This is a genomic window from Thauera sp. SDU_THAU2, from assembly GCF_038260575.1.
In the GTDB taxonomy this organism is placed as follows: Bacteria; Pseudomonadota; Gammaproteobacteria; order Burkholderiales; family Rhodocyclaceae; genus Thauera.
On sequence record NZ_JBBWUN010000003.1, the window covers coordinates 713,936 to 737,319 of the forward strand.

The 23,384-nt window shown below is 65.5% G+C and carries 15 protein-coding genes and 2 pseudogenes; 9 read left to right on the forward strand and 8 right to left on the reverse strand.

Annotation, left to right across the window (positions count from 1 at the left end):
• Positions 1–3,267: a pentapeptide repeat-containing protein gene (locus AAFL97_RS04430; protein WP_341643898.1), complete on the forward strand. Its 3,267-nt coding sequence runs from the start codon at positions 1–3 to the stop codon at positions 3,265–3,267.
• A 334-nt stretch (positions 3,268–3,601) separates the two neighbouring features.
• Here the strand turns inward: AAFL97_RS04430 and AAFL97_RS04435 are convergent.
• Positions 3,602–4,681: pseudogene (locus tag AAFL97_RS04435) on the reverse strand (IS630 family transposase); the annotation flags it as partial.
• A gap of 94 nt (positions 4,682–4,775) precedes the next feature.
• On the opposite strand from AAFL97_RS04435, the pseudogene AAFL97_RS04440 reads away from it, so the two are divergent.
• Both AAFL97_RS04440 and AAFL97_RS04445 read left to right on the forward strand, forming a co-directional pair.
• Positions 4,776–5,198: pseudogene (locus AAFL97_RS04440) on the forward strand (NUDIX hydrolase); the annotation flags it as partial.
• A gap of 269 nt (positions 5,199–5,467) precedes the next feature.
• Positions 5,468–5,698 carry a BrnA antitoxin family protein gene (locus AAFL97_RS04445; RefSeq protein WP_341643899.1) on the forward strand — a complete coding sequence of 77 codons (231 nt, stop codon included), beginning with the start codon at positions 5,468–5,470 and terminating at the stop codon, positions 5,696–5,698.
• 73 nt (positions 5,699–5,771) lie between these two features.
• Here the strand turns inward: AAFL97_RS04445 and AAFL97_RS04450 are convergent, their stop codons facing one another.
• The 6 genes from AAFL97_RS04450 to AAFL97_RS04475 all read right to left on the reverse strand — a co-directional run bounded on the left by AAFL97_RS04450 (position 5,772) and on the right by AAFL97_RS04475 (position 14,523).
• Positions 5,772–7,397: an AMP-binding protein gene (locus AAFL97_RS04450; RefSeq protein WP_341643900.1), complete on the reverse strand. Its 1,626-nt coding sequence runs from the start codon at positions 7,395–7,397 to the stop codon at positions 5,772–5,774.
• Between the two features lie 29 nt (positions 7,398–7,426).
• Positions 7,427–8,617 carry a CaiB/BaiF CoA transferase family protein gene (locus AAFL97_RS04455; RefSeq protein ID WP_341643901.1) on the reverse strand — a complete coding sequence of 397 codons (1,191 nt, stop codon included), beginning with the start codon at positions 8,615–8,617 and terminating at the stop codon, positions 7,427–7,429.
• 4 nt (positions 8,618–8,621) lie between these two features.
• Positions 8,622–9,908 carry an acyl-CoA dehydrogenase family protein gene (locus AAFL97_RS04460; RefSeq protein ID WP_341643902.1) on the reverse strand — a complete coding sequence of 429 codons (1,287 nt, stop codon included), beginning with the start codon at positions 9,906–9,908 and terminating at the stop codon, positions 8,622–8,624.
• Between the two features lie 5 nt (positions 9,909–9,913).
• On the reverse strand, positions 9,914–11,002 hold the full coding sequence (locus tag AAFL97_RS04465; RefSeq protein ID WP_341643903.1) for an acyl-CoA dehydrogenase family protein: 1,089 nt from the start codon (positions 11,000–11,002) through the stop codon (positions 9,914–9,916).
• Between the two features lie 95 nt (positions 11,003–11,097).
• Positions 11,098–13,281 (reverse strand): 3-hydroxyacyl-CoA dehydrogenase NAD-binding domain-containing protein, encoded by a 2,184-nt coding sequence (locus AAFL97_RS04470; protein WP_341643904.1) that lies wholly within the window; start codon positions 13,279–13,281, stop codon positions 11,098–11,100.
• 33 nt (positions 13,282–13,314) lie between these two features.
• A complete protein-coding gene (locus AAFL97_RS04475) occupies positions 13,315–14,523 on the reverse strand; it encodes an acetyl-CoA C-acetyltransferase (RefSeq protein WP_341643905.1) in 1,209 nt (402 codons plus the stop codon).
• A 247-nt stretch (positions 14,524–14,770) separates the two neighbouring features.
• On the opposite strand from AAFL97_RS04475, the gene AAFL97_RS04480 reads away from it, so the two are divergent.
• Entirely contained in the window at positions 14,771–15,490 is a 720-nt protein-coding gene (locus AAFL97_RS04480) for a TetR/AcrR family transcriptional regulator (RefSeq protein ID WP_341643906.1), read from the forward strand.
• A 116-nt stretch (positions 15,491–15,606) separates the two neighbouring features.
• Here AAFL97_RS04480 and AAFL97_RS04485 read toward each other — a convergent pair whose 3' ends face one another.
• A complete protein-coding gene (locus AAFL97_RS04485) occupies positions 15,607–16,632 on the reverse strand; it encodes an AraC family transcriptional regulator (protein WP_341643907.1) in 1,026 nt (341 codons plus the stop codon).
• A 179-nt stretch (positions 16,633–16,811) separates the two neighbouring features.
• Here AAFL97_RS04485 and AAFL97_RS04490 point away from each other — a divergent pair, with 179 nt between their 5' ends.
• The 5 genes from AAFL97_RS04490 (at position 16,812) to AAFL97_RS04510 (ending at position 23,384) form a co-directional block, all read left to right on the forward strand.
• Positions 16,812–18,296, forward strand: coding sequence for a short-chain fatty acid transporter (locus AAFL97_RS04490; protein WP_341643908.1), 1,485 nt, complete (start codon positions 16,812–16,814; stop codon positions 18,294–18,296).
• Positions 18,297–18,381: 85 nt separating this feature from the next.
• Positions 18,382–19,434, forward strand: a complete 1,053-nt coding sequence (locus AAFL97_RS04495; protein WP_341643909.1) for a ketopantoate reductase family protein — start codon at positions 18,382–18,384, stop codon at positions 19,432–19,434.
• A gap of 7 nt (positions 19,435–19,441) precedes the next feature.
• Positions 19,442–20,374, forward strand: coding sequence for a 3-keto-5-aminohexanoate cleavage protein (locus AAFL97_RS04500; protein ID WP_341643910.1), 933 nt, complete (start codon positions 19,442–19,444; stop codon positions 20,372–20,374).
• A 205-nt stretch (positions 20,375–20,579) separates the two neighbouring features.
• Positions 20,580–21,362 (forward strand): 3-hydroxybutyrate dehydrogenase, encoded by a 783-nt coding sequence (locus tag AAFL97_RS04505; protein ID WP_341643911.1) that lies wholly within the window; start codon positions 20,580–20,582, stop codon positions 21,360–21,362.
• Between the two features lie 12 nt (positions 21,363–21,374).
• On the forward strand, positions 21,375–23,384 hold the full coding sequence (locus tag AAFL97_RS04510) for an acyl CoA:acetate/3-ketoacid CoA transferase (protein WP_341643912.1): 2,010 nt from the start codon (positions 21,375–21,377) through the stop codon (positions 23,382–23,384).

The following is a 23,384-nucleotide window of genomic DNA, read 5'->3' on the forward strand; positions in this document are numbered from 1 at the left end:
ATGGCCACTGTCACTGCCGCAGAGTTCATTGCATTGCTGGACCGGACGCTGGCCGACAACGGCGGGCAGGCCGGCTCGGACGGCCACGACGAGGCCGGGCCAGATCGCCGGCTGCGCATCCCGACCGGCCCCTGGGACACAGTGGACCTGGACAACCCCAGAGACCTGGAACTGGTGGTCGCCGACAGCGTGGATCTGCGGGGCCGCAAACTGGGCCGGCCGATCTTCGTTTATGGTGTGCGCTTTCGCGGGCGCGTCGACCTGCGGGATATCACCGTGCACGGTAGCGTGGACCTGACGGCCTGCGTCTTCGACGAGGAGCTGCGGCTGGACGACTCGGACATCGAAGGCTCCTTGCGCTTGTCGCGCGTCTCGGCCGAACACCTGTCGATGAACGGCATCGTGGTGCGCGGCCGTCTCGACCTCACCGGCTGCTACGCCAAACGGCCCATCACCATGTTCGACGCCAGCGTCGACGGCTTCGTGGACCTGCGCAACGTGGACAGCAAGGAGGTGCGCATGAAGGGCGCGCACGTGCGCAGCGACCTGCGCATCGGCTGCGCGCCCGAGTTCGGCACGAGCCCGAGCCAACTGAAGGTGGTGGACGCCAGCAATGCACGAATCGAGGGGCGCGTGATCGTGCTGGGCTGCGGCCAGGGCCAACAGAGGCCGGCGGCCAGCGTGCGCCGGCAACTGACGGCGGCGCAGTGCGAGGACGACTTCCGCTGGCCCGCCATGGAATCAGACCCGCTCTTCGATCTGAACCTGGTCCTGGCGGCAGCCACGATCGGCGGCAGCCTGCAGATCCTGCCCTTCCACGGGCAGGCGGTGCAAGACGACTTCTCGCGCTCTCGCTACCTGCCGTCGGTTCCGGAGCAGACGACGATCGTGTGGCCGATGCTGAACCAGCTCGACCTCTCCAATACATCGGTGGCGGGCGACGTGCTGCTGTGCGGCGCCCTGGTGCGCGGGTGCGTGAATGCGGGCGGCGCGTGCATCGATGGCCGCCTGTGTCTCCTGCCAGGCCAGATCGGCGTGGAGGGCAGCGCAGGCCAGGGCGACTTCTGGTGCCGTCAGACTGTCGTCCGCACCTGGAACGCAGCGGTGGCGGCCATCAATCTGAAGGCCGCCCGGATCGGCGGCGACCTCGAACTGCGCGGCGTGCAGGTCGAAGGCAATCTGGACATGTCTAGCGCCGTGCTCGGTAGTTTCGCTGTTCTGCATGGCTATCAAGTGCTGACCGTGGACGACCCGGGTCACAACGTGGTGGTGCCGACTCGGATCGAGGGAAACCTGGATCTCTACCTTGCGCAGCTGGCAAGCGCTGTGCAATTCGAAGGTGTGCAGATCGCGGGTGCGCTGAACCTGTGGAGTGCGCAGACGCAGGCTTACGTCCGGCTGGACACATTCCTGAATTGGCGCTGCTTCATCGGCGGCGACATCGACGCGCACAGCGCGCGGTTGCAGCAGCTGGAGTTGTATGGCGCCAACGTGCAGGGCCGCGTCCGCCTGAACGGCTGCGAATTCCTCGCGTTCGTGGCAGAGGCCGGTGTGCTGCGCGTGCCCGCCGTGCGCGCCAAGCCTTTCGACCCGGCTGCACCCTTGGCGCACTGGACCACCGACGACGCAATCGTGCTGACCGAGGTCGGGCAATTGCTGATGCGCAACGGCAAGATCGCCGGCGACCTGCGGCTGGGCTACCTCCAACTGACCGGCCGCGAGGTCGATGGTCACCGCGGGCTGGTGATCGAAGATTCGCAGATCGGCGGCAGCCTGCTGATGTTCCACGAGTGGGCCATCATCGGCAAGTTCAAGCACCCCGATGAATCGTACGCGGACGCCCGCAAACGCTGCCCTGTCGACTACCGCAACTTCAGCGCCACCGTGATGGGTGGCGTCAGCCTCAAGCGCTCCCGCATCGGGGCCAGCGTGGACATGAGCGGCGTGAAGGTCGAGGGTAGCATCGACCTGGAGGACTGCAGCTTCGGGGGTGACCTGCGCTTCGGAGCGGTGCGCCGCCACGACGCGCAGGCCCAGCCTCTGACCCCTGCGCCCGACGACGATGCCTGGATCCATGGGTGGAATTTCGCGGTCTGCGAAGTGCTCAACCTGCGCATGGTCAAGTGCACGAACGACGTGGACCTGACCGGGTTGGTGGTGGTACGGGCCAGCGGCCGCGAGATGACGACGGGCAGCATCGACGGCTGCTACGCACAGGTGGACGGTGACCTGCTGTGCTTCGACGAGAAGGACGTGCCGACCTACGCCCGCGTGCAGGGCCAGCTCGACCTGTCTTATGCACGGATCGCGCACCTGGTCGTGTCGGCCTGCGTCTTCAACCCCGCCGAGCGCGGCTTGCGGTGCGGGCTGGTGCTGGAGCGCGCCAGCATCGGCAAACTGGATGTGCGGCAAGCGCGCAGGCTGCAGGATGCCAACGGCAAGACCTTCGTGCCGCAGGAATCACAGGCATACCCGTTGCCGATCAAGCTGACCGACATGAAGGTCGAAGTGTGGGAGGTCGAGGGAACGGTCGATCAGGGCAACGCTGAGGAAGACCGGTACATCCATCTGTTGGCCAATGACACACCACTGCCCCGCTCGGTCTACCGCGCGCTGGAAGACAGCCTGCGCAAGAGCGGTGCCGACGAACACGCCGATGCGCTTTACCGGGCCATGCGGCGCCGCGAATGGGCGGAGGCCCGCGACCGTGCGCGGCACCAGATTGAAGGCGGCTCCGCCGGGCCGATCGCCATCACGCGGCGTGGCCTGTGGTGGCTGTTCCATTCCATCAAGGACTTCTCCTTCCGCGTTTTCCTGCAGTACGGCACCAGCCCCGTGAGCCTGCTGGTATTCGTCGTGGGGCTGTGGCTGGTAAGCCTGCCGGCCTACCGCACGGCCGAGAATTTCGAGGCCTCGTTGGCCTACTTGGCCGTGCCCAGCGACCACTTCAGCCCCGGTGAGATGCCGCCTGTGTACAACGCTGCGCCAAAAGAATGGAATTGGCCTGATGGGCTGCAGGTTGCACTAAAGAACCACGTTCCCATCGTGCCGCTACAAGTGCGCGATGACTGGCAACCGCGCGACCAAGGCACGACCACCTGGTCGCTGAACAACGGCAGCTGCACCGGCACTGTGCCGACCACCGTCTTGACGCTGTGCCTGGGATGGGCCCCGGAAGATCTGTTCAACTTTCTGCAGCTCGTGAACTGGATCTGCTGGCCCATCTTGCTGACGTTCTCCATCCGTCGGCTGCTACGGCAGTCCTGACCTGCGTGCGTGTGGCGCATCCCGATGGCGATCTTGGCGCTGCGCTGAGGGCGGCGGCCCCGCCGCGCCCGACGGCCGGCCGCAGCCTCGGTCGAGATCCGCGCCTGGTTGAGGCTGAACACGATAGCGAAACCCAGTTTTGCGCTGGGCGATCGAAAACGTGAGTCTTGCTTGGGTTGCTGCTGCTGCTGTCATTCGCACTTGGCCAACGTACCGGAAAACAGGCCCGCAACGGGCTGAATCCCGCGGCAAAGCGGGACGAGCCCGCAAGTCGGATCGACTGGGCGGCATCAATACATCTAAAAGTGCGTTGCGCAAACCATCCATATTGTCCTGTGTCAGAAATTCGTAGGCAAAATCGTTTGATGCTGTCGAGGGTGTCGTCAGCGGATTTGGCCCATTGGAAAGGGGTGGGGTCTTCGTTGTTGACGACGAGGTACTCGCGGATGGCCTTCTCCAGCTCGACGGTGGAGCGATGGGTGCCGCGACGGATGTAGCGAGTGGTCAAGGTCGAGAACCATCGTTCGACCTGATTGAGCCAGGACGCCGAGGTTGGGGTGAAGTGCACATGAAAACGCGGATGTCGAGCAAACCAGCCCTTGACCCGGGGCGTCTTGTGCGTGCCGTAGTTGTCCATCACCAGGTGGACGTCCAGTTCGGCCGGGACGTTGGCGTCGATGGTGCGCAGAAACTTGAGAAACTCCCTGCTGCGGTGGCGCCGGTGCAGTTGGCCGATCACCGCGCCGGTGGCGATGTCCAGCGCCGCGAACAAGGTGGTCGTGCCATGGCGCATGTAGTCATGGGTGCGCCGCTCGGGCACGCCCGGCGCCAGCGGCAGGATCGGCTGGGTGCGGTCCAGTGCCTGAATCTGGCTCTTCTAGTCCACGCACAACACCATCGCCTTGAGCGGCGGGTCCATGTACAGGCCGATGATGTCGTGCACCTTATCCACGAACAGCGGATCGGTCGACAGCTTGAAGGTCTCCTGGCGATGCGGCTGCAGCTCGAAGGCACGCCAGATGCGCGAAACGCTGCTGGCCGACAGATTGGCCTGGCGCGCCATGGTGCGTGTGCTCCAGTGCGAGGCCCCTTTGGGGACCGATTCCAGCGTGCGGGCGATCATCGTATCGACCTCGGCGTCATCGATCGAGCGGGGCGCACCGCTGCGTGGCGCGTCATACAATCCGTCCAGGCGATCACGCACGAACCGGCCTCGCCACTTCGATACCGTCGCGTTGGTCGTGCGCAACTGCCTGGCTACGGTCTGGTTGTCCTGCCCCGAGGCGCACGCCAGAGCGATGCGCGCGCGAAGCGCCAGCGCCTGTGCCGCCTTTGGTCGGCGCGCGAAGGCCGCCTCCAGCGCACCTCGTTCGCTATCGGTCAATACCAGTTCCGCCTTCGGTCTGCCTCGCATCTCACGCTCCGCCGGTCTCGCAACACGATAATCGACAAATGAGGGCAGCCATGATTATTTCAAGAACTTCTGAAACAGAACACTACGAGCCGCTGCTGTATTCGTACACGACAACCATGTTCTGCTACACCGTCTGGAGCACTGCACATTTTGGACGTTGCCCGGCGGTCGCGTAGAGATGGGTGAAGATGGTGCGTCTACCGTCCGGCGCGAGATGCAAGAGGAGCTCAATGTCGTAGTGAACTGCGGCGCACTGCTATACGTTGCCGAGAATTTCTACAACAACGGCAGTCGTCAAGAGCACGAAATTGGACTGTACTTCTTGGCGCATCTCCCTTCCGGGTCAGCGTTGCTTTCAAAAAGCTCAAGCCACCACGGCGTAGAAGGCAAGAGCAAACTTGAGTTCAAGTGGTTTCCCCTTTCCTCCCTGGCGAGCGTGGACTTATATCCTTCGTTCTTAATCGGTGAGCTCAGTTCTCTTTCTGGAACAGCAAGGCATATCGTTCAGCACGAATGACGCCCAACGGGGCTTGAGCTGACGTGCTACGGCAGCCATCCCCCGTCCGCGCTACGCTGGTGGTCTATGTTGCCCCGCGCGGCCAGGGCTGTCTGCCTCCGCACGCAGCTCAGCTCTATGCCATGTCCTGCAAAAGCATCGAGTATGGGTAGCAGCGCGCACCTTCCGCTTGTCTGCCACTGTGAGCGCGCTGGTGGTGGCGTCATTCGCATCATCTCAGCGCGCAAAGCGACCAAGAAAGAGAGCTCCTACTACGGGCAGTGACCACCATGAAAGCCGAATACGACCTCGCCAAACTGAAGTCCCGCAAGAACCCCTATGCGGCCAAGCTTAAGAAGCCTGTTTCCATGCGCCTGTCTGAGGACGTCATCGACTACTTCAAGGAGATGGCCAATGAAGCAGGCGTCCCGTACCAGAGCCTGATCAATTTGTACCTGCGCGACTGCGTCATGCAGCATCGGAAAGTTCAGACTGCTTGGCCAAGCAGCAAGGTCCAATAAACCGATGGTACGGTGGCGTTCGCTGAATGTTCGTCCCACGCCGGAGCATTTCACCGCCGACGCGGGACGGTAATCAGACGCTCGCCGCGCTAGCCTCCAAAGCCTTCTGCGCCGTCTCCTTCGCCCACACATAGTTGGCCTTGCCCGCCGCCGATCGGAGCACTTCCGGTACCGCGACGATGTCCTTCGGCACCTTGTAGCCGGCGAGATGGCTGTGGCACAGGGCTTTTAGCGCGTCGGCGTCCAGTGTCGCTTCGGGGCGCACCGAAACCACCGCCGTGACCTTCTGCCCCCAGCGCGGGTCCGGCAAACCGACGACGACGGCGTCGAGAAGCTGCGGGCTCATGCGCAGCACTTCTTCCACTTCTTCGGGGAAGACCTTTTCCCCGCCGGTGTTGATGCAGTTGTTGCCGCGGCCGAAGATCACGATGCTGCCATCTTCGGCGATGGTGGCGGCGTCGCCGGTGATGACGTAGCGGGTGCCGTCGATGCTGACGAAGGTTTCGGCGGTCTTGACCGGGTCACCGTGGTAGCCGAGCGGGAGGTAGCCGCTGCGGGCGAGGATGCCGGTTTCGCCGGGGGCGGCGAGGCGCTGGCCGTCCACCACCACGCGCAGCTGGGGATGGGGCGCGATGCGGATCATGCCGCCGTCGGCGGGCTTGGCGCCGATGCCGAACTGGCCGCCTTCGGACGAGCCGATGCCGTCGCTGAAATACACGTTCGGCGGCAGGAAGGGGCGCAGCGCTTCCTTGACGTGCGCCGACATCACCGCGCCGCCGTTGCCGAAGATGAACAGTGAGGACAGATCCCAGCGTGCGGGCTCGGCCTTCAGGGCATCGAGCAGCGGAACCGCCATCGCGTCGCCGACGAGGGCGAGGCCGTTGACCTTGTGCGTGGCGACGATGTCGAGCACGTGCCGGGGGTCGAAGTGCTGCTGGTCGTTGAGCACCACGGTGTGGCCGGTGTAGAGCGACACCATCGTCGCCCAGTGGGCGGCGCCGTGCATCAGCGGCGCGACCGGCATGAAGCGCAGCGGATGCGCCTTGCGGATGCGGTCGGCGAGTTCTTCGGGGGTGGTGATCGGGCCTTCGGCCGGGGTGTAGGCCGAGCCGCCGCCTAGGCAGCCGAAGAACAGCGCCTTGTGCGGCCACATCACGCCCTTGGGCTTGCCGGTGGTGCCGCCGGTGTAGAGCAGGGAGATGTCGTCGTCGCTGCAGCGCAGCTCGCGCAGCGCCGGGACGTCGTGTGCGAGCGCGTCGTCGAAGGCGACCGCGCCGGCCAGCGCGGGAAGGCCGGCGCCGGTGCGGACCTTGACGCGCAGTTCGGGCGCGGCGTCCAGTGCCTCGCCCACCGCGGCTTCGAGTCCGGAGCTGTAGAACAGCGCCTTGATGCCGGCGTTGGCGTAGAGGTAGCGCAGTTCGTCGGCGACGTAGCGGTAGTTGATGTTGGCGGGCACCGCGCGGACGCGGCAGGCGGCGAGGAAGGCTTCGAGGTATTCCGCCGAGTTGTACATCTGCAGGCCGACGACGTCGCCCTGGCCGATGCCCTGGGCGTGCAGCCAGGCGGCGAGGCGTTCGACGCGCGCGGCCATCTGGCCGTAGCTGCGGCGGGTGTCGCCGACGATCAGGGCCTCGCGCTCGGGAACGGTTTCGGCGGCGATGGCGAAGAGGTCGGCCAGGCTGTAGCTGCGTGTGCTCATAGGGTGTCTCCGTGCTCGTGTTTTCGTGTTCAGTTCGCCGCGGGCGGCCGGACCGCGCCGGCTTCGCGCAGGCGGGCGATGTCGCCGTCGCCGTGGCCGCTCTCGCGCAGCACTTCCTCGTCGTGCTGCCCCGCGGCCGGCGGCACGCGGTCGAGGGTGAAAGCGAAGTCGCTCATCTTCACCGGGAAGGCGAAGCAGGGCACGCTGCTGCCGTCCGGCACCGGTGTGTCCACCGTCATGCCGCGCGCTTTGGTCAGCGGGTGGGCGAGCACTTCGTCGATGCGCAGCACCGGGCTGACGCAGGCGTCCATGCCGTCGAAGACCTCGATCCATTCGGCCAGCGTGCGCGCCTTGACGATGGCGGCGACTTGCGCGCGCACCGCGGCGCCCGACTTGCCGGCGGCCCAGCCGCTCTTGCCCAGTTCGGGGCAGCCGGCGGCGGCGCAGAAGGCCTGCCAGAACTTGGGCTCCAGCGCGCCGACGGCGAGATGGCGGCCGTCGGCGGTTTGGTAGGTGCCGTAGCAGGGCAGCCCGCCCGACAGCGTGTCGTGGCCGGCGGGCACGGGCTGCTTCCAGGTGTGCAGGCTGGCCAGCGGTTGGGTGTTGAGCGCCAGCGCGCAGTCGGTCATCGACACGTCGATGAAGCGCCCCTGGCCGCTGCGCCGGGCGTCGAACAGCGCGGCGAGGATTGCCATCGCGGCCGACAATGCGCCGCCGGCCAGATCGGCGATCGGGAAGTTGCCCGGATGGGGCGGCCCGCCCGGCGCCGCGCTCTGTTCCAGGATGCCGGCATAGCTCTGGTAGTTGATGTCGTGGCCGCCGAGCTGGGCGAGCGGGCCGTCCTGGCCGTAGCCGCTGATCGCGCAATAGACCAGGCGCGGGTTGATCGCCTTCAGGTCCTCGTAGCCGATGCCGAGCCGGGCCATGACGCCGGGGCGGAAGCCTTCGACGACCACGTCGGCGCTGGCGGCCAGGCGGTGCACGACTTCCCGTGCGCCGGGCGCGCGCAGGTCGAGCGCGATCGAACGCTTGTTGCGATTGACCGTGTGGAAGAAATGCGAGACCGGCGTGCCCGCCGGGCCACGCCCGGCCTCGCCACCGGGCGGCTCGATCTTGATGACGTCGGCGCCCATGTCGGCCAGGTGCAACGTGCACATCGGCCCGGGCAGCAACTGGGTGAAGTCGAGGATGCGGATGCCGTCGAGCGGTTTGGCTGCCATCGTGTCAGTGTCCTTGTGCGGGAGCGGCCTGCGGGCCGCGTTCGAGTTCGCGGAAGGGGAGCTTCCGGTCGGTACGGATTTCGCCGGGCAGGCCGAGCACGCGCTCGGCGACGACGTTCTTCAGGATCTCGTCGGTGCCGCCGCCGATGCGGGCGCCGGGCGAGCTGAGCCACAGCCGCTGCATGTAGCGCCAGTCGCCGCCCAGCGCCTGGTGGCTGATCAAACCTTCGGCGCCGGCCAGTTCGACGGCGAAGGCGGCGATGTCCTGCAGCGCCTTGCCCGCGACCAGCTTGGTGATCGACAGCTCGGGGCCGGGCGGGCGGCCCTTGGACACCGCGGTCAGGCCGCGCGCGATCAGCAGCTCGACGCCGTGCTGCTGGAGATAGGCGTCGGCGATGCGGGCGCGCACGCGCTCGTCCTCGATCGCCGGACGAGGGGTGCTGTCGCCGCTGTCCCAGGCGCCGCGTTCCCACTCGCACTTCCTCGCCAGCGCGATCAGGTGCTCGTGCAGGTCGGTGGGCAGGTTGCCGCCGACCGACAGGCGTTCCTGCATCAGCGTGCTCAGCATCACCTTCCAGCCGCCGCACTCGGGGCCGAGGCGGTAGCGGTCGGGAATGCGCACGTCGGTGAGGAAGACTTCGTTGAATTCCGCTTCGCCCGACATCTGGTGGATCGGCCGCACTTCGACGCCGGGCGCCTTCATGTCGACGATGAACATCGTCAGCCCTTCCTGCTTCGGCTTGTCCCAGTCGCTGCGGGCGAGCAGGATGCCGTAGTCGCAGAAGTGGGCGCCCGAGGTCCAGACCTTCTGGCCGTTGATGATCCAGTCGTCGCCGTCGCGCATCGCGCGGGTGCGTACCGCGCCGGTGTCGGAACCGGCGCCTGGTTCGGAAAAGAGCTGGCACCAGATTTCCTCGCCGGCCAGGCCGGGGCGCAGGAAGCGGGCCTTGAGTGCAGGCGCGGCCCACATCATCACGGTGGGCAGGCCCATGCCGATGCTGATCTCGAAGATCATGTCCGGCACCAGGTAGGCGGCTTCCTCCTGCTGGTAGATGACTTGCTGCATCGCGGTGCCGCCGCGGCCGCCGGCCTCCCTGGGCCAGGCGATGGCGGCATAGCCGGCGGCGGCCTTCTTCGCCTGCCAGGCCTTGGCCGCGGCCAGCCGCGCGCCGTCGTCCAGGCCTTCGCCGAAGACTTCGTCGGGCCGGCTGCGGCGCTGGCCGTTGGTCGCCAGCCAGGCGCGCACTTCGGCGCGGAAGGCGGCTTCTTCCGGGGTGTCCGTGAAATCCATGATGCTTACGCGGCCTCCTCGATGAGTGTGTCGGCCAGGCGCGCGCGCCAGGCATGTTCGCTGCCGATCAGTTGCCCCAGATGGCGGGCGCGGCGGTAGTGGAGGTGGCAGTCCATCTCCCAGGTGAAGCCGATGCCGCCGTGCAGCTCGATGCCTTCCTCGGCGGCGAACACGTAGGCGCGGGTGGCGGCGACGCGGGCCGCGGCGGCGGCCCTGGGCAGTTCGGGGGCGTCGGAGGACAAGGCCCAGGCGCCGTAGTAGGCATGCACGCGGGCGAGTTCGATCGCGGTGTAAATGTCGGCCATCTTGTGCTTCAGGGCCTGGAAGCTGCCGATCCGGCGGCCGAAGGCCTGGCGTTCGAGCGAGTAGTCGCGTGTCTGCTGCAGGATGCGGGCCGCACCGCCGACCTGTTCGAAGGCCAGCAGCACCGCGGCGCCGTCGTGCACGCGGCTGGCGACGGCGGCAGCGCCGGAGGCGGGCAGGCGCTCGGCCGGCGTGCGGTCGAAGTGCAGTTCGGCGAGCGGGCGGGTGGGGTCGAGCGTGGGCAGCGGCCGGCGGCTGACGCCTTTGCCGTCGAGCTCGACCAGCACGAGTTCGTTGCCGGCTCGCAGCACGGCCAGCCCGGCGCTGCCGCCGTCGACCAGGGCCGGGCTGCTGCCGCTGAGCGTCTCGCCGTCGAAGCCGAGCGGCGTGCCGGCGCGGTAGCGTTCGCGGCTGCCGAGGGCGGCGGTGGCGATCAGTTCGCCGCTGGCGATGCGCGGCAGCCAGTGCTGCTTCTGCGCTTCGCTGCCGGCGCGCAGGAGGGTTTCGGCGGCCAGGTAGATGCTGGAGCACAGCGGCACCGCGGCCAGATGGCGGCCGGCTTCCTCGGCCACCAGGCAGAGTTCCAGATAACCGAGCCCGGCGCCGCCGTATTGCTCGGGGATCGCCGCGGTGGCCGCGCCCATCCCGATCAGGTTGCGCCATACGGTGTCGCAATGGCTGGCGCGGCCTTCCAGCACTTCGCGTACCGCCTGCGAAGTGCTGGTTTCGGCCAGCATGGTGCGCACTGCCTCCTGCAGCAGGCGCTGGTCGTCGGAAAAGTCGAAATTCATGCCGGATTCCTGGTGCGGCGCTGCCGACCGCCGGATGTCGGCGGCGGCAGCGGCCTGGGTGGGGGGAGAGGGCGTGATGGAGCGGGGCGGGCCGTTCAGCGCACCGCCGCCGGCGGCGTGACGCGCCGCGCGCCGTGGAAGCTCAGCCCTTCGGCGGCCATGTCGCGCAGCAACTGCGGCGCGGCGAACTGCGCGCCGTGGCGGGCGGCGAGGCGGTCGCATTCGGCCACCACCTCGGCGATGCCGATGGTGTCCATCATCGAGAACGGGCCGCCCAGATAGGCCGGGAAGCCGACGCCGAGGATGGAGCCGACGTCGCCGTCGGCCGGATCGAGCAGCACGCCGTCGGCCATCGCCCTGGCGGCATCGACGAGCTGGGCGTACAGCATGCGCGTCCTGACCTCGTCGACCGTGGGCTGTTCGGCCAGCGGCGGAAACAGCTCGGCCAGGCCCGGCCACAGCTTCTTGCTGCCGTCCTCGGCATAAACGAAGAAACCCTTGCCGTTCTTGCGGCCGTGGCGGCCGAGCTCACCGGCGAGCTTTTCCACCAGGCGGAAGGTGGGCGTCGGCACGAAGGCGTCGCCTTCGTCGCGCTTGCGCTGCTGGCTGGCATGCCAGGCGGTGTCCAGGCCGATCTCGTCGGACACGGTGAGCGGGCCGACCGGAATGCCGGCCATCTTTGCCGCGTTCTCGATCAGCGCCGGATTCACGCCTTCGGTGACCATCGCCAGGCTTTCGTTGATGTAGGCGCCGATGAAGCGGCTGGTGAAGAAGCCGGGGCCGTCATTGACCACGATCGGCGTCTTCTTCATCGCCTGCGCGAGGTCGAGCGCGCGCGCCAGGGTTTCGGGCGAAGTCCTGCGGCCGAGGATGATCTCGACCAGCGGCATGCGTTCGACCGGCGAGAAGAAGTGCATGCCGATGAAGTTCTGCGGCCGCGCGCCGGCTTCGGCCAGATCGCTGATCGGCAGCGCCGAAGTGTTGGAGGCGATCACCGCATGCGCCGGCAGCACCGCTTCCAGCTTGCGCGTGATGTCAGCCTTGAGCGCGCGATCCTCGAACACCGCCTCCACCACCAGCTCGACTTCGGCCAGCCCGGCGTAATCGGTCGTGGGGTGGATGCGGGCGAGGATGACGTCGGCCTCGTCCCGGCTCATGCGGCCCTTGGCGATGTCCCGCTCCAGCCGTTTGGCGGCGTAGGCCTTGCCCTTGTCAGCAGCCTGCCGGTCGCGGTCGATCAGCACGGTGTCGATGCCCAGCCTGGCGCAGTGGAAGGCGATGCCGGCGCCCATCAGGCCGGCGCCGATCACGCCGATCCTGCGGAATGTCGTCCGCGCAATGCCTTCGGGGCGGTGCATCAACTTGTCTGCCTTGCCCTTGTTGATGAACAGCGTGCGGATCATGTTGCGCGACACCGGGTCGAGCTGCAGCAGCGTGAAGTACTTGGCCTCGACTTCCAGCGCCTTGTCCATCGGCAGTTGCGGGCCTTCGTACAGGCAGGACAGGATCGCCTTGGGCGCGGGCAGGTTGTGGAAGGTCTTCGCCTGCAGCATCGCGTTGCTGACCACCAGCATCTGCGCCACCGCGGGCGAGGACGGGCCGGCGCCGCCCGGCAGCTTGTAGCCTTTCTTGTCCCAGGGCTGCACCGGGTCGCCTTCCTCGACCAGCCAGTGTTTCGCTTCGGCGAGCAACTCGGCGGCCGGCACGATGCGGTGGATCAGGCCCATCTTCAGCGCCTTCCCGGCTGACAGCGCCTGGCCCTCCATCAGCACCGGCATCGCCGCCTGGATGCCGATCAGGCGCGGCACGCGCTGGGTGCCGCCGCCGCCCGGCAGCAGGCCGACCTGCACTTCGGGCAGGCCGAGCTGGATGCCCTTGGCGTCCGCGGCGACGCGGTAATGGCAGGCCAGCGCGATCTCGGTGCCGCCGCCCAGCGCGGTGCCGTTGATGGCGCAGGCGACCGGCTTGCCGCAGGTTTCCATGCGCCGCAGCAGCCGCGACAGCGAGGCGTTCCGCGCCAGCCGCTCGGCCACCGGCGTGCCCTGGTCGGGATTCAATGAAGCCTCGATCTGCTTGAGATCGGCGCCGGCGGCGAACACCGGCTTGCCCGAGGTGAAGATCGCGCCCTTGATCGCATCGTCGCCGGCGAGGCGTTCGATGGCGGCCTCGATCTCGTCCATGAACTTCATGTCCATGACGTTCATGTTGCTGTCGCGGCGGTCGAAGAGCAGGGTGGCGATGCCGTCGGCGTCCACCGAGACGTGGATGACTTCAGTCATGAGTGTCGATTCCTTCAGGATGTCGGGTGGGGCTCAGACGAGCTCGATGATGGTGGCGCTGCCCATGCCGGCGGCTTCGCACAGCGACACCAGGCCGGTGCCGACCTGGCGGCGTTCCATCTCGTCGAGCAGGGTGCCGAGGATCATGGCGCCGGTCGCACCGAGCGGATGGCCCATGGCGATGGCGCCGCCATTGACGTTGATGCGTTCGTGCGGCACCGCGAGGCGTTCCATCAGGCACAGCACGACCGAGGAGAAGGCTTCGTTCAGTTCCCACAGGCCGATGTCCGAGGCCGTCATGCCGGCCTTCTTCAGCGCCTTCCGCGCGGCATGGCTGGGGGCGTCGAGCATCAGCGTGGGCTCGGAGCCGACGGTGGCCACCGAGCGGATGCGGGCGCGCGGCTCGAGGCCGGCACGCGCGCCGGCTTCGGCATTGCCGACCAGCACCGCGGCGGCGCCATCGACGATGCCCGAGCTGTTGCCGGCGTGGTGCATGTGCTCGATGACCTCGAGCTGCGGGTACTTCTGCAGCGCCACGCCGTCGAAGCCGTACTGCGTGCCCATCTCGAGGAAGGCGGGCTTGAGCGCGGCGAGCGATGCGAGCGTGGTGTCGGGCCGCAGCGCCTCGTCCCTGGCCAGCACCGGCAGGCCGAGCACGTCCCTGACCGGCACCACCGAGCGCTCGAACCAGCCGTTCGCCCATGCCCGCGCGGCGCGGCGCTGGCTTTCCAGCGCATAGGCATCGCACTGCTCGCGGCTGAAGCCGTGCAGCGTGGACAGCAGGTCGGCGCTGACGCCCTGCATGGTGAAGTACATCTTGAACGCGACCTGCGGATCGAGCGCCATGGCGCCGCCGTCGCTGCCCATCGGCACCCGCGACATGCTTTCGACGCCGCCGCCGATCGCCATGTCGTTCTGGCCGGCGGCGACCTTGGCCGCGGCGAAGTTCACCGCTTCCAGCCCCGAGCCGCAATAGCGGTTGAGCTGCATGCCCGGCACGCCGTGGTCGTAGCCCGCCACCAGCGCGGCGACGCGGGCGATGTTGCCGCCCTGTTCGCCGACCGGCACCACGCAGCCGAGCAGCACGTCCTCGACCAGGGTGCTGTCCAGGCGGTTGCGGTTGCGCAAGGCCTGCAGCATCTGCGCGGCGAGCTGCACGGGCGTGATTTCGGCGAGCGCGCCGTCGGCCTTGCCCTTGCCGCGCGGCGTGCGTACGTGGTCGTAGATGAAGACCTCGGTCATGACTGTCCTTTGTCGAAGGTGATGGTCGGGAGGACGACGCTCCATGGCGGCAGGCGTGTCGATGAAGGCCATGCTAGGGCAGGCGCCGGGGATTCCTGGAAATCCGAGTTTGAAACCGAACGGGATCGATATACGATCCGTATGATGTTGAAAGAAATGATATTTTTTGCGCTGCAAAAAACCGAACAAAAATGCCGTGCCAGGCGGGCCTCGAAGCGCGGCCGGAGGCAGGGCAGGGAGACGGATCATGGGCAGGCAGACACCGAAGGCGGCTCCCGCGGCCAGGCAGGGCAGGACTCCGCGTGCGCAGGCCCCGGCCGCGCGCGCCGGGGCCGAGCCTGGCGCACGGCGCGCCCAGCCGTCGCAGGCGCGCGCGCGTTTCACCGTCGAGGCGATCATCGGCGCGGCCGACGAATTGCTGCGCACGCAGGGCGTGGATGCCGTCACCACCCGCAACGTGGCGCAACGCGCGGGCGTCTCGATCGGCGCGCTCTACCAGTATTTTCCGAACAAGGAAGCGATCCTGGTCGAGATCAGCAAACGCATCATGGACGAGGCCTCCGTCGCCGCCTCGCCCGAGCTTTTCCGCCTCAACCGCCAGTCGCTGGACGAACTGCTGCAGGCCTTGTTCCGCAACACAGTGCAGACCGAAAAGCGGCTGCTGTCGCTGGGCAAGGACTTCTACCGCCAGTACGCCCGCAACATGCAGTTCGGCCGCGCGCAAGGCCTGGGGCGCGGCGATTGCAGCTCGGAGCAACTGGTGGCCAACTCGGAGCGTCTGCTGCAGCAGCACGCGGAAGAAATCGGCGAGCCCGACACCGCGCTGGCCGCCTTCATGCTCGTGCGCGGCATGCGCATCCTGCTCGCCACCGTCGTCGAGGAGCGGCCCGAACTGCTCGACTCTCCTTCGCTGGAACCGATGCTGGTGCGCATTGCGCGGGCGATGATCGACGCCCGGGAAGGGTAGGCCGGTGCCCGTGAGGGCCTGGTATCGCACGCGAGTGCGTCGATGGTCCGGGTCACCCGATGCTCAACGGTGGGCACTGTGTCCAATGCCTGATCTGGCGTTCGAATCAGCACGGCTTACCGTCGAAGCTCTTCCGCTCCTTTGCCCGTCCAGCGCTTTAAGGCCCTGCGGAAGTTCGCCGCATCGCTGAATCCCAGCAGCATCGCAATGTCGCTGGTGCTCATCCGGGTGGTCTTCAGGTATTTCAACGCGAGCGAACAGCGCACGTCATCGATGATGGCCTGGAATGAAGTCCCTTCCATCTCCAGGTGGCGTCGCAGTGTCCGGCTGGACATGTTCAGCATGTGTGCGATGGTATCCATGGACGGTAGTTCGCCGGGCTTGCCCACCAGTATCTGGTAGACCTTGGTCGACAGGTTCTCGGGCTCCATGGTCTGCCCGATCAACTGGTCGCACATTTCCTGTACCAGTGCGGCCGTGAGCTGATGCGCCATCTGCGGCTTCTGATCCAGAATCGAATTGTCGTAGATCAGCTCGCATCGCGGCTGGTCGAAGAGGCATGGGCAGCCCAGGTATTTTGGATAGATATGGGCATGCTGCGGGGGCGGATAGGAGAAGCAGGCCTGCAGAGGGGAGTGCTTGCGGCCTGCAACTTCCTGCAAATGTGTGATGTTGACGCTGAATTGCAGCTCGATCAGGAACTCGCGCAATTTACGCGATGGATTCGAGACAAAGACCTCCGGAAATGTCCAGACGACGGTGTCGGCATGCTCCATGAACTCGATCATGGTGGGGGGCGTGGTCAGGCGCCGGTACTTGACGGCGAGCCTGAAATAATCGCGCAGCGACATGCACGACATCAGCGCATAGCCATATATCCCATACGCCGAAAGATGCAGGCGAGTGCCCGCCTCGAAAGCAATGGCAGGGTCACGGGACAAGGAAACCGCATTCTCGCAAACGATCAGATATTGGCTAACCGACGTTAACGCAAATGCATTGGAGAGGTCTTCGACTGCAACGGCACTTCCCCGGAGGCAGTCCTCGGGAGAAACGCCCTGTTCCTTCAGAATGTCGACGATCACGCCGATCTTGTAAGGAGGATAAATGCGCTCATCGGGTAGCGGAAGTGGTGGCTTCATGGCTGCTCTGCAAGATGACCGTTTATGACTCTTTGATGGCCGGAATTGATCTTTCGGAATAAAGAATCTCCATAGTAGCATCAACAACACAAGAGGAGCGCCGATACGAGCGCACCAATGAAAACTATAGGAGACGACCCATGAGCCAAGTCCGCGACGACTGAGCATCCATTCTCCCCATGATTGGTCAACCGTCAATCGTACGGTTGTCTTTGTATTTCATTTTCTGGAAAGAATACGAAATGGCCTCAATCTCATCTGATGAGGGCAGGGGGAGTGCATCGCCTCTTCCGCCTGGAAAACGAACTTTCTCGGACAAATTTACCGAATGGAGCCTGAACTGGGTTCCTGATTCGCTGGTCTTTGTCATCTTTCTGACGATAGTCGTTTTTCTGGCGGCACTGGCGTTGACGGACCACGGTCCCCTGGAGTTGCTGGACGACTATGCGAAGGGCTTCTGGGTATTGCTGACATTTGCGATGCAATTGACCGTGATGATGATCACGGGCTTTGTCGTCGCGGATTCAAAGCTGGTGAAGGCCGGGCTCATCCGGCTCGCCAACCTGACCTCCACGGCGAAATCGACCTTGATCATGTTTTGCTTCATCGTCGGAATCGTCAGTTGGCTGCATTGGGCTGCGGGGCTGATGGTCGGCATCGTGCTGGGCAAGGAACTCGCGATACGCAAGCGCGGCATCGGGCTGCATTATCCTCTGCTAGTCGCCGGCGCCTACGCCATGGTGATGATCATGGCCAATGGTCCGTCGCAATCGGCACCATTGCTCGCTGCCACTCCGGGGAATTTTCTGGAGGATACCCTTGGCAGCCTGATTCCGCTGACCGAGACGGCGCTGTCTCCATTCCTGCTTTGTCTGGTGGCGTTCGAGCTGGTGACGATTCCACTCATCCTGGCGTACCTGATGCCTGCCCGTGATCGGGTGGTCGAAATCAGCGAGGAGGCATATCAGGAATTCACCGCCGCTTCGAGCGCTGCTGCTGCCGCGCACAATGAGGATATCAGCAAGCTTCGGCCCGCCGAGCGGTGGGAGCGGTCGCGGGTTCTGCTGACGATCCTCGGTACAGGAATTCTGATCTGGATTTTGCGTTTCCTGTACATGAATGGTCTGGGAAAGATCGACCTGAACATCATCAATTTCGCATTGTTCGGCCTGGCAATGGTTCTGCACGGAACGCCGCGCAGTTTCAATGCCTCCGTGCGGCAAGGCGTGGGAACGACGACCGGCGTGATCATGCAGTTCCCTCTCTATGCGGGGATCTTCGGTCTCATCGTTTATTCGGGACTGTCGCATGTCATCACGGATTGGTTCATGTCCATCTCGACGGAGAGGACTTATTCGTGGATCGTGCTCGTCTATACGGCCTTCATGGATTTCTTCGTGCCGTCGGGCGGGTCGAAGTTCGCGATCGAGGCGCCGTTCATCATTCCGGCCGGCCGCGAGATGGGTATCTCCGCGTCGCATGTGATCAACGCCTACAGCACGGGCGGTCAATTGGCCAACCTGATTCAACCTTTCTGGGCCTTGCCGTTCATGGCGGCATACAAAACCCGGTTCCAGGACATCCTGCCATACACCTTCATGATATTCGTGTATGCCTTGATAGTCGGCAGTGTCGCATTCCTTTTGTTTCCGCATGGAATGTAACGAGAGCCGATGACTGGCCGGCATGGCGAGCATGCCGGTAATCATGGCTCAAATGATGTTCGGCAATTTTTTACAGGAGTAGAAAATGAGGGCAGCCATAGTAGGAGCAGGTTCTCTTGGAACGATCATCGGTGCATTGATGGCGAAAGGGGGGAAGCCGGTCGATCTGATCGACACCAACCGCGAACATGTGGATGCGCTGAACCGCGAGGGCGCCCGCGTCATCGGCGAGATGGATCTGCTGGTGCCGGTCAATGCGCTGACGCCCGATGAGATGAACGGCAAATACGATCTGGTCTTTCTGCTCAGCAAGCAGACTGCCAACCAGGCCGTGCTGTCGAATCTGCTGCCGTACCTGCATGAGCAAAGCATTGTCTGCACGCTGCAGAACGGCATTCCCGAGCAATCCGTCGCCGCGGTCATCGGCGCGTCGCGCACCATCGGCGGTGCGGTGGGCTTCGGCGCGACCTGGATCGGCCCGGGGGTATCGAAGCTGACCACCACCGCCGAGGCGGTGAGCAAGTTCGCCTTCGAGATCGGCGAGCTGGACGGCGTGATGCGCCCGCGCCTGACCCAGGTGCAGGAATATCTGGCCTGCGTCGGCCGCACCGAGCTGCTGGACGACCTGATGGGCATCCGCTGGTCCAAGGTGTTGATGAACGCGACCTTCAGCGGCATGTCCGCCGCGCTCGGCTGCACCTTCGGCGACGTCATGGATGACCCGCGTTCGCTGCTGTGCGTGGCCTTCATCGCCGATGAGACGGTACGCGCCGCCCATGCTGCGGGCTACCGCATGGCCCATATGCAGGGTGAGGATTTCGAGCGTTTCCTGCTGGCTTCGCCCGCATCCGTGCCCGAGGTGATTCCGCTGATCCACACGATCTGGACCCGGCACCGCCAGTTGCGCGCCTCGATGCTGCAGGACCTGGAAAAGGGCCGCGACACCGAAATCAACTTCATCAACGGCATCGTCTGCCGGACCGGGCGCGAGCACGGCGTGGCGACGCCCTTCAATGATCGAGTGGTCGAACTGGTCAGTGAGGCTCAGGCCGCGCGCAGTGTCCCCGACTTCTCGAACATCGAACGTTTCGACGATTTGCTGCGCCCGCATCAGGCACTTCTCAACCCGACCGTGTGAGGACATCATGGCAAAGAAACAACCCGTCATCATCTCTTGCGCCATTACCGGCGCGATCCACACCCCGACCATGTCGGATGCGCTGCCCTATACGGCCGACGACATCGCCAACCAGGCGATCGCGGCGTCCGAAGCCGGCGCGGCGATTCTGCACCTGCATGCGCGCCGTCCCGAGGACGGCGGCGTCACCATCGACCCCGACGCCTTCGCCACCTTCCTGCCCCGCATCAAGGCAGCGACCGATGCGGTGATCAACATTTCGACCGGCGGCAGCCTGAAGAACACCATCGATGAGCGCATCGCTCCCACGCTGCGTTTCTCGCCCGAGATGTGCTCGATGAACATGGGCTCGATGAACTTCAGCTTCCATCCGTTGGCGAAGCGCTACAAGGACTGGAAGTTCGACTGGGAGCGCGACTATGTCGCCAACTCCGACACCTACATCTTCCGCAATACCTTCGCGGACCTCGAGAATGCAGCCAATCAGCTCGCGCCTCACAACGTGAAGTTCGAGCATGAATGCTACGACGTCGGCCACCTCTACAACCTGCGCTTCTGCATGGACATCGGGCTCTACAAGGCGCCGGTCTTCATCCAGTTCATCTTCGGCATCCTCGGCGGTATCGGTCCCGACATCGACAACCTGATCTACATGAAGCGTACGGCGGACCGCCTGTTCGGCGACGACTACCGCTGGTCGGTGCTGGGGGCGGGCGGGGCGCAGATGCCGTTTGCCACCACCGCCAGCCAGATGGGCGGCAACGTCCGCGTGGGACTGGAGGATTCGCTGCTGATCTCGCGCGGCAAGCTGGCTGAATCCAACGCCCAGCAAGTGGCCAAGATTCGCCGCATCATCCAGGAACTGGGTGCGGAGATCGCCACGCCCGATGAAGCGCGTGAAATCCTGCAGCTCAAGGGGCAGCAGAACGTGAAGTTCTGACAAGGCGGGCTCTCGTAGTAGAGCGCATGCCCGCCACGCTCGTGATTCCGGCCCCGGTCGCTGTGACCGGCCAGGGCCGGAATCATGGCAGGCGTGCCCGCGGACTCGGCACAGAAGCCCTTGGGTGTGAAGCGCTGCGGCTGCAGGATGCAGAGCGCAGCTTTCAGTGCGACAGAAACGAAGAATTCAATAAGGAGTTCCTTCCATGGTGCAAGGCAAAGTTGCCCTCGTCACCGGCTCGACCAGCGGCATCGGTCTGGCGGTGGCCCGCCAGCTCGCCGGTTCGGGTGCGGCGGTGATGCTCAACGGCTTCGGCGATGCCGCCGAGATCGAAAAGCTGCGCGCGGGGCTGGCGCAGGAATTCGGCGTGCCGGTGCGCTACAGCGGCGCCGACATGAGCAAGCCCGAGGAGATCGTCGCGATGGTCGAAGAAACCGAGCGCGAACTCGGCGCGGTGGACATTCTGGTCAATAACGCCGGCATCCAGTTCGTCTCGCCGGTGGATGAATTCCCGATGGCCAAATGGGAACAGATCGTCGCGATCAATCTTTCCTCCAATTTCTACACCACCCGCGCCGCGCTGCCGGGCATGAAGGCGCGTGGCTGGGGCCGCATCGTCAACATCGCGTCGGCGCACGGCCTGGTGGCCTCGCCGTTCAAGTCGGCTTACGTGGCGGCCAAGCACGGCGTGCTGGGGCTGACCAAGACCGTGGCGCTGGAAGCAGCCGAAACCGTGATCACCTGCAACGCCATCTGCCCCGGCTACGTGAAGACGCCGCTGGTCGAAGGCCAGATCCGTGACCAGGCCAAGGCCCACGGCATGAGCGAGGACCGTGTGGTGCGCGAGCTGATCCTTGCTTCCCAGCCCAACAAGCGCTTCGTCGAATCGCAGGCGATCGGCGACATCGTGCTGTTCCTGTGTTCCCCTGCTGCCGACTCCATTACCGGCGTCGCATTGCCGGTGGAAGGCGGCTGGACCGCACGCTGAAAGGATACCGCCATGGCAGGCACGCAAAGAGAAACGGTCGCCGGGCTCTCCAAGGGCGACTCGAGCAAAGTCGTTTCCGCCGCAGATGCCGTACGTCTGATCCGGCCCGGCAACACGGTGGCCACAGGTGGCTTCGTCGGCATCGGCTTTCCCGAGGCCGTGGCCGTCGCGCTCGAAGATCTGTACCTCGATCCCGCAGTGTCAGCCGATGAGAAGCCCGGCGGCCTCACGCTGCTGTACGCCGCTGGCCAGGGCGACGGCAAGCAGCAGGGGTTGAACCACCTGGGGCATGCCGGCCTGGTCAGGCGCGCCATCGGCGGGCACTGGGGCCTGGTGCCGAAGCTGCAGAAGCTCGCGATCGACAACCAGATCGAAGCCTACAACCTACCCCAGGGGGTGATCGCCCATCTGTTCCGCGACATTGCCGCGGGCAAGCCGGGGCACCTGAGCCGCATCGGCCTGGGCACCTTCGTCGATCCGCGCCATGGCGGCGGCAAGCTCAACGCACGCACCACCGAAGACCTGGTGAGCCTGATGCAGGTGCGTGGCGAGGAATATCTGTTCTATCCGACCATGCCGATCGACGTGGCCATCGTGCGCGGCTCCACGGCCGACCCCGACGGCAACATCACCATGGAGCGCGAGGCGCTGACGCTGGAGATGCTGTCCATCGCCATGGCCGCGCGCAACAGCGGCGGGTTGGTCATCGTGCAGGTGGAGCGCCTGGCCGCGAGCGGCTCGCTCAACCCGCGACAAGTCAAGATTCCCGGCATCCTCGTCGACTGCGTGGTGCTGGCCCCGCCCGAGCAGCACCAGCAGACCTTTGCCACTGGCTACAGCCCCGCCTACGCGGGCGAACTGCGCGTGCCCGACGGCAGCGCCAGGCCGATGGCGCTGGATCTGCGCAAGGTCATCGCGCGCCGCGCGGCGATGGAGCTGCGTGCCGGCAGCGTGGTCAACCTGGGCATCGGCATGCCCGAAGGTGTGGCGGCGGTGGCCGCCGAGGAGAAGATCTCCGACCTGTTCACGCTCACCGCCGAGCCCGGCGTGATCGGCGGCATCCCGGCCGGCGGCCTGGACTTCGGTGCGGCGCTGAACGCGCAGGCCATCATCGACCAGCCCTACCAGTTCGACTTCTACGACGGTGGCGGGCTGGACGTGGCGGTTCTCGGCCTCGCGCAGGCCGATGCCGAAGGCAACGTCAACGTCTCCAAGTTCGGCCCGCGTCTGGCGGGGGCGGGCGGCTTCATCAACATCAGCCAGAGCGCCAAGAAGGTGGTCTATACCGGCACCTTCCTGACCGGCGCGTGCGATATCGCCGTGACGCCCCAGGGCCTGGACATTCGCCGCGATGCGAGCACTCCCAAGTTCGTGGCCGAGGTGGAGCACCGCACCTTCTCCGGTCCTCATGCGGCCGCGCAGGGCAAGGAGGTGCTCTACGTCACCGAGCGCTGCGTGCTGGAGCTGCGTGCGGACGGCCCGGTGCTGACCGAGATCGCACCCGGCATCGATCTGGAGCGCGACGTGCTGGCGCACATGGCCTTTCGTCCGCGCATCGAGGGGCCGAGGCTGATGGATGCGCGCATTTTCCGCGACGAGCCGATGGACCTGCGCCGCAGCCTCGTGGGCCTGCCGTTCGCGACTCGCTTTGCCTACGACGCGGCCAGGAACGTGCTGTACCTGAACTTCGAGCACCTGGAGATCAAGACGCCGCAAGACGTGGATGCGATTGGCGCCCGGGTTGCACAGGTCTGTGAGCCATTGATCCGGCAGGGTCAGCGCGTGCAGGCCGTCGTCAACTACGAAGGCTTCGTGCTCGACCGCGACCTCGAGGACCGCTATGCGGAAATGGTGCGCGACTGCGTGCAGCGCTATTACTCAAGCGTGACGCGCTTCACCACCAGCGCCTTCATGCGCGCCAAGCTGGGTGAAGCGCTGTCGCGGCGCAAGCTGGCGCCCTACATCTTCGAGAGTGAGGCGGAGGCGGTGAAGAGCCTGGCGCGCATGCAGACGGCCGGGTGA

What these genes read in the sequence shown, in the direction of transcription:
- AAFL97_RS04430 (WP_341643898.1), top strand. Translation starts at nt 1, where the DNA reads ATGGCCACTGTCACTGCCGCAGAGTTCATTGCATTGCTGGACCGGACG.
- AAFL97_RS04445 (WP_341643899.1), top strand. Translation starts at nt 5,468, where the DNA reads ATGAAAGCCGAATACGACCTCGCCAAACTGAAGTCCCGCAAGAACCCC.
- AAFL97_RS04450 (WP_341643900.1), bottom strand. Translation starts at nt 7,397, where the DNA reads ATGAGCACACGCAGCTACAGCCTGGCCGACCTCTTCGCCATCGCCGCC.
- AAFL97_RS04455 (WP_341643901.1), bottom strand. Translation starts at nt 8,617, where the DNA reads ATGGCAGCCAAACCGCTCGACGGCATCCGCATCCTCGACTTCACCCAG.
- AAFL97_RS04460 (WP_341643902.1), bottom strand. Translation starts at nt 9,908, where the DNA reads ATGGATTTCACGGACACCCCGGAAGAAGCCGCCTTCCGCGCCGAAGTG.
- AAFL97_RS04465 (WP_341643903.1), bottom strand. Translation starts at nt 11,002, where the DNA reads ATGAATTTCGACTTTTCCGACGACCAGCGCCTGCTGCAGGAGGCAGTG.
- AAFL97_RS04470 (WP_341643904.1), bottom strand. Translation starts at nt 13,281, where the DNA reads ATGACTGAAGTCATCCACGTCTCGGTGGACGCCGACGGCATCGCCACC.
- AAFL97_RS04475 (WP_341643905.1), bottom strand. Translation starts at nt 14,523, where the DNA reads ATGACCGAGGTCTTCATCTACGACCACGTACGCACGCCGCGCGGCAAG.
- AAFL97_RS04480 (WP_341643906.1), top strand. Translation starts at nt 14,771, where the DNA reads ATGGGCAGGCAGACACCGAAGGCGGCTCCCGCGGCCAGGCAGGGCAGG.
- AAFL97_RS04485 (WP_341643907.1), bottom strand. Translation starts at nt 16,632, where the DNA reads ATGAAGCCACCACTTCCGCTACCCGATGAGCGCATTTATCCTCCTTAC.
- AAFL97_RS04490 (WP_341643908.1), top strand. Translation starts at nt 16,812, where the DNA reads ATGATTGGTCAACCGTCAATCGTACGGTTGTCTTTGTATTTCATTTTC.
- AAFL97_RS04495 (WP_341643909.1), top strand. Translation starts at nt 18,382, where the DNA reads ATGAGGGCAGCCATAGTAGGAGCAGGTTCTCTTGGAACGATCATCGGT.
- AAFL97_RS04500 (WP_341643910.1), top strand. Translation starts at nt 19,442, where the DNA reads ATGGCAAAGAAACAACCCGTCATCATCTCTTGCGCCATTACCGGCGCG.
- AAFL97_RS04505 (WP_341643911.1), top strand. Translation starts at nt 20,580, where the DNA reads ATGGTGCAAGGCAAAGTTGCCCTCGTCACCGGCTCGACCAGCGGCATC.
- AAFL97_RS04510 (WP_341643912.1), top strand. Translation starts at nt 21,375, where the DNA reads ATGGCAGGCACGCAAAGAGAAACGGTCGCCGGGCTCTCCAAGGGCGAC.